A 7,562-nucleotide genomic window follows, 5' to 3' on the forward strand; every position below is an offset into this window, starting at 1 on the left:
ATTTATTGTTTGATTAAACCCGAGTATTGTAAGTAAGCATCTATCGTTGGATCTTTTTCTCTGAAATCGCGATACAACTTATCTAAGGGTACCGTATTTCCTTTAGAGAATAACTTTTTGCGCAGTATATTTCCATTTTGAGAAGAAATACCCCCATTTTCCATTAGCCAAGCGTACGCATCATAATCAATCATCTCTGACCATTTATATGAATAGTAACCTGCGGCATATCCTCCACCAAAGATATGACTAAAGTAAGACGAACGGTATCTCGGTGGCACGAGTTCTGTATAAATACCATATTTTTTTAGCGCATCAATCTCAAATTGATCTACATCAGTAATTGTTGTGTTCGCATCAATACTATGCCATGCTAAATCTAAAAATGTAGCGCCCAATAATTCTGTTAAACTATATCCCTTATTAAAGCTCGCAGCTGCTTTGATGTTGTCAGCAAAGGCTTGCGGCATTACATACCCCGTTTTATAATGCTTTGCATAATTATCTAAAATAACAGGATCGAAGGCAAAATGCTCGTGAAATTGAGAAGGGAATTCAACGAAATCACTAGATACATTTGTTCCTGATAAGGTTGCATATTGTTGATCAGCAAATAAACCGTGTAAGGCATGTCCAAATTCATGAAATAAAGTTACAACTTCATCCAAACTCAATAAAGCAGCTTGTCCTGCTGCTGGTTTAGGAAAATTAGCAACATTGTAGATTACTGGAAGTTGGTTGGTTAAATGGGACTGATCCACAATATTACTCATCCAAGCTCCTCCTTGTTTAGAATCACGTTGAAAGTAATCGGTATAAAACAACCCTAATTTACTCCCGTCTTTGTTGAAAAATTCGTAAACCTTTACGTCTTCATGCCACACAGGTAAATCCGTGCGTTCGATATAAGAGATATCATATAAGTATTTAGCCATGAAGAAAACACCGTCTTTTAGGACTTTTTCTAATTCAAAATACGGTTTTAATTCCTCTTGATTCAAAGCGAATTTCTCTTGTCTAACTTGCTCTGCATAATACATCCAATCTGCAGCAGTTAGCGGTGATCCAGATTTATTGACCTCTTGTAATAACGCCGTTTCTTCCTCTACTGCTTGAATTGCATGGGAACTCAACTGAGATAACATCTTGAAAACCTGTTCGGGATTCTCAGCCATAGTGCCCTGTAAACTCCAAGCTGCATAGGTGTCAAAACCCAATAACTTCGCTTTAGCAGCTCTTTTTTGAGCTAGAGCTATAAGTGTAGAACGCGTATCATTTTTATCTTCTTTCTCTGCTCGACTCCATGAAGCATCAAACAAGGTCTTACGTGTCTCCCTTTTTTCTAATTGCCCTAAAGCAGGTTGTTGTGTTGTATTACTTAACGCAAGGGTATAGGTTCCATTTTTCTGTTCAAATGAAGCGATATCCTCGTCTGATAAACCAACCAATTCTTCTTTCGTTACGTTAACACCTCCTGATTTTGTAGCCGCTAATAATTTATCGCTAAACTCGTTTGTCAACGTAGCAATCTCTTGATTGAGTTGCTTCAATTGTTTCTTGTCTTCTGTATTTAAATTCGCTCCTTCTCGTACAAAACGTTCGTAATAAACAACGATTAGCCTGATTTGTTCTTCTTCAAGGCCTAGCATTGTTCTATTCTCGTATAATTTTTTAATGCGTTCAAATAGTGCATCATTTAAATAAATACCATCTGCATGTGTTGCAAACTTAGGAGCCATTTCATTGTTAATCGCGATTAATTCATCATTGGTGTGTGCTCCTGTTAACAAGTGGAAAACATTGCTTACTCTCGTTAAGAGAGAACCTGAAAGTTCTAAGGCTTCAACGGTATTGGCAAAAGTAGGTTCTTCTGCATTTGAGGTTATTTTTTCAATAGCCTCTGTTTGCTGGCGCATCCCCTCTAATAGAGCAGGTTTAAAATCTTTGTTTTTTATTTTTGAAAAATCAGCGGTGTGGTAGGGAAGTTCACTTTCGTTAAAAAAGGCATTGGACTCCTCCCATTTTGACTGGTTTTGACAAGAGATAGAAAATACAGCAGCGCCTAATACAACGCCCATCATCACTTTCTTTACATACATAGGATAGAATGGTTTTTGGTTTAATGAATGTCAAAGATAAAAATATATTGTAATTGACTTAATTTATTATAAATTTAAACCTCACTTTTGAATCAAAATACAATTGTGTTGGTCTTTTAATCTTTGTAAATAGATGTTATGTTTAAAATGAACCCCTTTCTGAGTTTTCTTTTTGTTTTTATAGGAACGAGTTTATCTGCTCAATCTCCTGCTATTCGCAAAGAATTACAGCGACAATATACAACAGATGGCGCGAAGTTAATCCTACAACAGATTAAAAGTGATGAGATGTTAGCAGGTGAAAAGTTAATGGATTATCAAAAGAAGAATACTCAATTTAAAGCTCGATTTGCCGATGAGGTTAATTTTTATCAAGCACAGCGTATAGAGCGCAATGCAGTTATTTACTTTAAGACGCATAATGTGATTTCGAGAGTGGTTAGTGGAGTAGATCAATTGAATGCCTCTAGTCAACCCACGTTCAATACTTTATTAGGACAACATATGATCGTTGGAGTTATTGATGGTGATTTGGCATTTTCACAACATATTGAATTTGGCGGATTATCTAACTCACGTGTAAAGAAACTCGATCAATGGGATGAAAGTGCAACAGCGGATAACGGCGATTTTCTTGCAATAGAAAGAAGGAGAAATCACGCTACACATGTAGTTGGAACAATACTTGCAGAAGGGAAGAAAAAAGAGGCGAAGGGAATGGCTCCAATGGCCGAAGCTTTTAGTTATCAATGGACCAATGACATGGCAAAGTTGGGAGATTTAGGAAGGCAGGGGGTTTTGGTTTCGAATCATTCTTATGGTATTGCAGCGGTTGACGATCAAAAGCAACCACTTTTGCCTAAAGAGTATTTTGGAGCTTATACGATTGATGCTGTTCGCATGGATCAATTGACTTACTTATATCCTTATTTACAACCAGTAGTAGCGGCTGGAAATGATAAACTGAATGCAGATATTATTAACCCAGATAAAAAGGGTATGGATTTGTTGTTGGGACATGCAAATGCGAAGAATGCAATTGTCGTTGGTGCGGTAGGGCTAAATCTTTCAGGTGCTCTTGACGAAACAGAATTTAGCAGTAATGGACCAACCAATGATTTCCGCATTAAACCAGATATCGTTGCAATTGGAAAAGATGTATTTTCTTCGGCTTATCAGTATCGTTTCTCTAATGGAGAAATTGAAAAAAATAATTTATATACTACGTTAAGCGGTACTTCAATGGCAGCTCCTTCAGTGGCTGGAATTCTATTGTTGTGGCAACAATGGGCACTCAACCATAGGAACTTTCCTTATAAAGCAGCTACGATGAAGGGAATTATGATCAATAGTGCTGTCGTATTTCATGATGAAAAAGGACCCAATGTAAAAACAGGATGGGGCGTGATTAATGCTTGGAATGGAATCCAATTATTAGAAGCTGCAAGCCAGAAAAAAGCAATTGTGAGAGAAGAAACCTTGTTGAATAAAAAAGCGAATGTTATTCGCTTGCGCATGGAAGAGAAAATGGAGAAATTGTCGTTTTCGATTTGTTGGACAGATGTAGCAGGGATGTATAGTGAAGCAAATTTTACTGAATTAAACGGAAATAGAAACTTAGTGAATGATTTGGATTTGCGCGTATATAAGGATGGGGTTACTTATTTTCCATGGAAGCTAACGGAACATTTTGTTGGAAGTAAAGCCATACAAGGAGATAATCAGGTGGATAATGTCGAGCGAATCGATATAGAAAACCCTGAGTTAGGCATCTATGAGGTTGTCGTATCCCATAAAGGACAATTGGTCAATCAAGTGCAAGATTATAGTTTAATTGTAAATAGCAATACCTATAGCGGAGTTGTTTTAGCTGCTGAAGAGGAGACAGAAGAATTAGAACAACTCGTTGTTTGGCCTAATCCTGCAGGCGAAATACTCAATGTTGAAATACCTCAGGCTTTTGTCTTTTCCATATTAGAAGCAGCTATTTATGATCAATCGGGAAGGTATATAGCGACAATCCCAATGCAGGCAGCTAGTAGACAAAGTTTAGATGTCTCTTTTTTATCGCGTGGAATGTATTTTCTTACTATTACGGGAGCAGCAAAAAAGCATCAAGTGAAATTTTTGAAAAAATAAAGCGTAAAATAAGAATAAGGTTGCGTTTTGTACTGTATTTTTTATGATATTCATATAATTTCTTAGAAATAAGTTCGTTTTTCAATTAAAAATAAAAAACGGCATGTTATTTGATTTTTGATTTATCGTGTTCTTTTAGAGGTCATTCAATTTTATAATTGAACTTTATTTAAGAGAAACACAAGTAAAGAATTAAAAATTAAAATAATGAAGAAGGTATGAAACGACTTGTGTGTGCAGTATTTATAGGGCTGTCAACGTTTGCTTTTGGACAACAGATAAATGTAAATGATTCTCTTTCCAATCCCCTTATCCCTGTTAATAAACAAAATCTACTAAAAGATTTTGATTTGGTTTTTTTTATGCGATATGGCCTTGATAGTTATTTGGAGAAAGACAAACTAACAACAAGTCATTTCAACGGTAATGAGTTGCGCTTGGACTTAACTGCAAAAGTGCACGATCGAGTAGGGGTGCGATTCAGAAATAGGTTTACTGCTGCACCAACTACGGGTACATTAGATCACGTTAACTCGACGGTGGACATTGCTTTTGTAGATTTAAAGGCTACGGACAAATTAAATATTACGATAGGTAAGCTTTCGGCAGATTGGGGAGGATATGAATTTGATTTAAATCCAATTGAAGTTTTGGCCTATAATGATATTCTCGATCATGCGGAAAACTATTTAGTGGGTGCGGGTGTTGGATATAGAGTCAATGCAAAACATCGTTTTAATGTGCAGATCCTCAATACAAGCGCTAATAAATTAGACCAAACAAGAGTGATTTCTCTTCCAGAAGGGGTGAAAGATGCTAAGATGCCCTTGGCTTTTGTTGGAAACTGGAGAGGAAGTTTTTGGAATGACAAATTTCAAACCTCCTATAGTTATAGCTATTTTTCTCAAGCTAAAAATAAAGGAATGTATTATATCGCATTAGGAAATAAATACCAAAATAAAAATCTAACTTGGATGTACGATTTTCAATATAGTCATGATGCATTGGATAAACGTGGAATAATTAGTGCAATGTCTCAAGAAGAAAAACCGATTATGGCAGAGGAAGTATCTTATCTGGATCATTGGACAAGGTTGGATTATCAAATGTTTGCTAAACTTACTTTTTCTTTAACGTTGATGACTAGTAATGCTTATGCGCAACATAGTGTCGTTGGCGAATCTGGAAATAGTCATATTCGTACAAGCTATGGTGTGAGTCCGATGATACAGTATAGCCCGTTTAAAAATTTGAATTTGCGTTTTTATGCAGCTTATGTTGGTCGTTGGTATAATTATTCTTCTTATGCAAAAACTGAATTAGGACAAGTAAATAGTAGTACGGGACGTATTAGTATTGGGTTTATAGCACCTTTGCATGTGTTGTAAAAGGTCAAATGAAGCAATATCGTGATTATTTTGTTAAAATTAACCAAACGATTTATTTTTATAAGATATAAATTTTACCTTTCCTCCCGCGAAATAGATGACCCTATAGAAGTTAAACAACAAATCATGAAAAAAAGTATTGTTTTAGTATTGAGTTTTGCTGCATTTTGTAGCTTGAGTATGCAGGCACAAAATCAAGAGCAGAAGCGCAAAATAATGAGTAGCTACAAAGAAAATGTTAGGAAAACAGGTTATGTCAACGTTGCAAAAAGACTAACAGTTCAAAAATTAGAAGCTCATGAAATAGCGAAAGCCAATAATAGACCAATAGCAGGTGTTACAGAGGACGGTAGAGCTTATTCACTACAGCGAATAGATGAATTTGGGACGTATATTTATTATATGACAAACAATGTAGGAAGTCGTGTAACAGCACGAGTGAATGATATAGCTCCCGGAGGAAGTTTAGGATTAAACCTCGATGGCAATGGTGTGACAGTAGGAGTTTGGGATGGTGCGCCAGCTTTAAATACACATGTAGAATTAATAGGGAGTACTGGATTGTCTAGGATCACACTCAAAAATGAGTTACCAGATTTATCGCGATTGGATCAAGCCTCGTTGAGTAGATTTGTTAAAGGACGATCACACGCCACACACGTTATAGGAACAGTAAGTGCGAAAGGTACTAATTCCAATGCAAAGGGAATAGCACCAGAAGCACTGGTAGTGAGCTATGATTGGGACGATGATTATGAAGAAATGAATGAAGAGGCATCTACGAATGCCTTGTTGGTTTCCAATCATTCGTATGGTATGGCAGCTATTGGAGATGATGGTCGTATATATGTTGCTCCAAATTATTTTGGAACCTATGATGGAACAGCGCAAGTTTATGATTGGGTAGCTTCAAATAATAAATATTATCAGCAAGTTATTGCGGCTGGAAATGATCAAGATTATTATAGTAGATTGAATCCTACTAAAAATGGGGTAGATATGCTTTTAGGTGGTTCAGTTGCTAAAAATGCGATTATTGTAGCAGCAGTAAACCAAGTAACAAATTATACAGGTCCAGCAAGTGTTCGCATTGCTGATTTTAGTAGTAATGGACCAACCAATGATTTTCGTATAAAACCCGATATTTCGGCTAAAGGAGTTAACGTCTTTTCTTCTAATTATGTATTGCCAAATCCTATATTGGGAACTCCTAGAAATGATGCTTATGCAACATTTAGTGGTACTTCTATGGCGGCTCCAGCGGTTACAGGTGTTATTGCTTTGTGGCAACAATGGGCAATGGCGAATAGAGAGATGCCTTTAAAATCAGCCTCTGTTCGTGCGTTAATGATACATACCGCAGATGAAACTGGAACATCACAAGGACCAGACCATATTTTTGGTTGGGGATTGATTAATGCTAAAGCAGGAGTTCAAGTTTTATTGGGAGAGAAAGAAGGCAAGGTTATGCTTGAGGAAAATGAATTGATGCAGGGAGCAACTTATGAAAAAGAGTGGGTTGTCAAAGAAAGTGGAGCAAAAGTTGTTGTGACATTGGCTTGGACTGATCCTTATGCTGAAGTGACTAGGAATAACTGGAACGAAACCTATGCAAAAAACAATCCTACTTTGGTAAATGACTTGGATTTACGCGTATATAAAGATGGAGTAGAGTATCTTCCTTGGAGATTAAACAAAGATTTTGATAATCTAATCGCAGTACAAGCAGATAATGATGTCGATAATATTGAAAAAATCGAAATAGAAGGAGCAGAAGCAGGGACTTATACGATTCGAGTGTCTCATAAAGGAGAATTAGAAGAAGGAAGTCAAGAGTATTCTCTAATTGTGACGAGTGATGATTTCAACAATCTATCAACGGAAGAGTTTGAATTAGCAGATTTATCTTTTGCTATTTGGCCAAATCCAGTAGTTG

At 36.5% G+C, this 7,562-nt stretch carries 4 protein-coding genes; 3 read left to right on the top strand and 1 reads right to left on the bottom strand.

The window, feature by feature from the left end:
• Positions 1-2 precede the first annotated feature (2 nt).
• On the bottom strand, positions 3-2,099 hold the full coding sequence (locus HX004_RS10485) for a M3 family metallopeptidase (RefSeq protein ID WP_286442442.1): 2,097 nt from the start codon (positions 2,097-2,099) through the stop codon (positions 3-5).
• A 138-nt stretch (positions 2,100-2,237) separates the two neighbouring features.
• Between HX004_RS10485 and HX004_RS10490 the strand changes: the two genes are divergently transcribed.
• From HX004_RS10490 to HX004_RS10500, 3 genes are all read left to right on the top strand, one after another.
• Positions 2,238-4,238 (top strand): S8 family serine peptidase, encoded by a 2,001-nt coding sequence (locus HX004_RS10490; RefSeq protein WP_286442443.1) that lies wholly within the window; start codon positions 2,238-2,240, stop codon positions 4,236-4,238.
• A 218-nt stretch (positions 4,239-4,456) separates the two neighbouring features.
• Entirely contained in the window at positions 4,457-5,626 is a 1,170-nt protein-coding gene (locus tag HX004_RS10495) for a porin (protein WP_286442444.1), read from the top strand.
• Between the two features lie 126 nt (positions 5,627-5,752).
• Positions 5,753-7,562, top strand: a 1,810-nt coding sequence (locus HX004_RS10500) for a S8 family serine peptidase (protein WP_286442445.1), incomplete at its 3' end; no start/stop codon positions are given.

It is taken from the genome of Myroides sp. 1354 (genome assembly GCF_030324495.1).
Classification (GTDB): domain Bacteria; phylum Bacteroidota; class Bacteroidia; order Flavobacteriales; family Flavobacteriaceae; genus Flavobacterium.

What these genes read in the sequence shown, in the direction of transcription:
- HX004_RS10485 (WP_286442442.1), bottom strand. Translation starts at nt 2,099, where the DNA reads ATGTATGTAAAGAAAGTGATGATGGGCGTTGTATTAGGCGCTGCTGTA.
- HX004_RS10490 (WP_286442443.1), top strand. Translation starts at nt 2,238, where the DNA reads ATGTTTAAAATGAACCCCTTTCTGAGTTTTCTTTTTGTTTTTATAGGA.
- HX004_RS10495 (WP_286442444.1), top strand. Translation starts at nt 4,457, where the DNA reads ATGAAACGACTTGTGTGTGCAGTATTTATAGGGCTGTCAACGTTTGCT.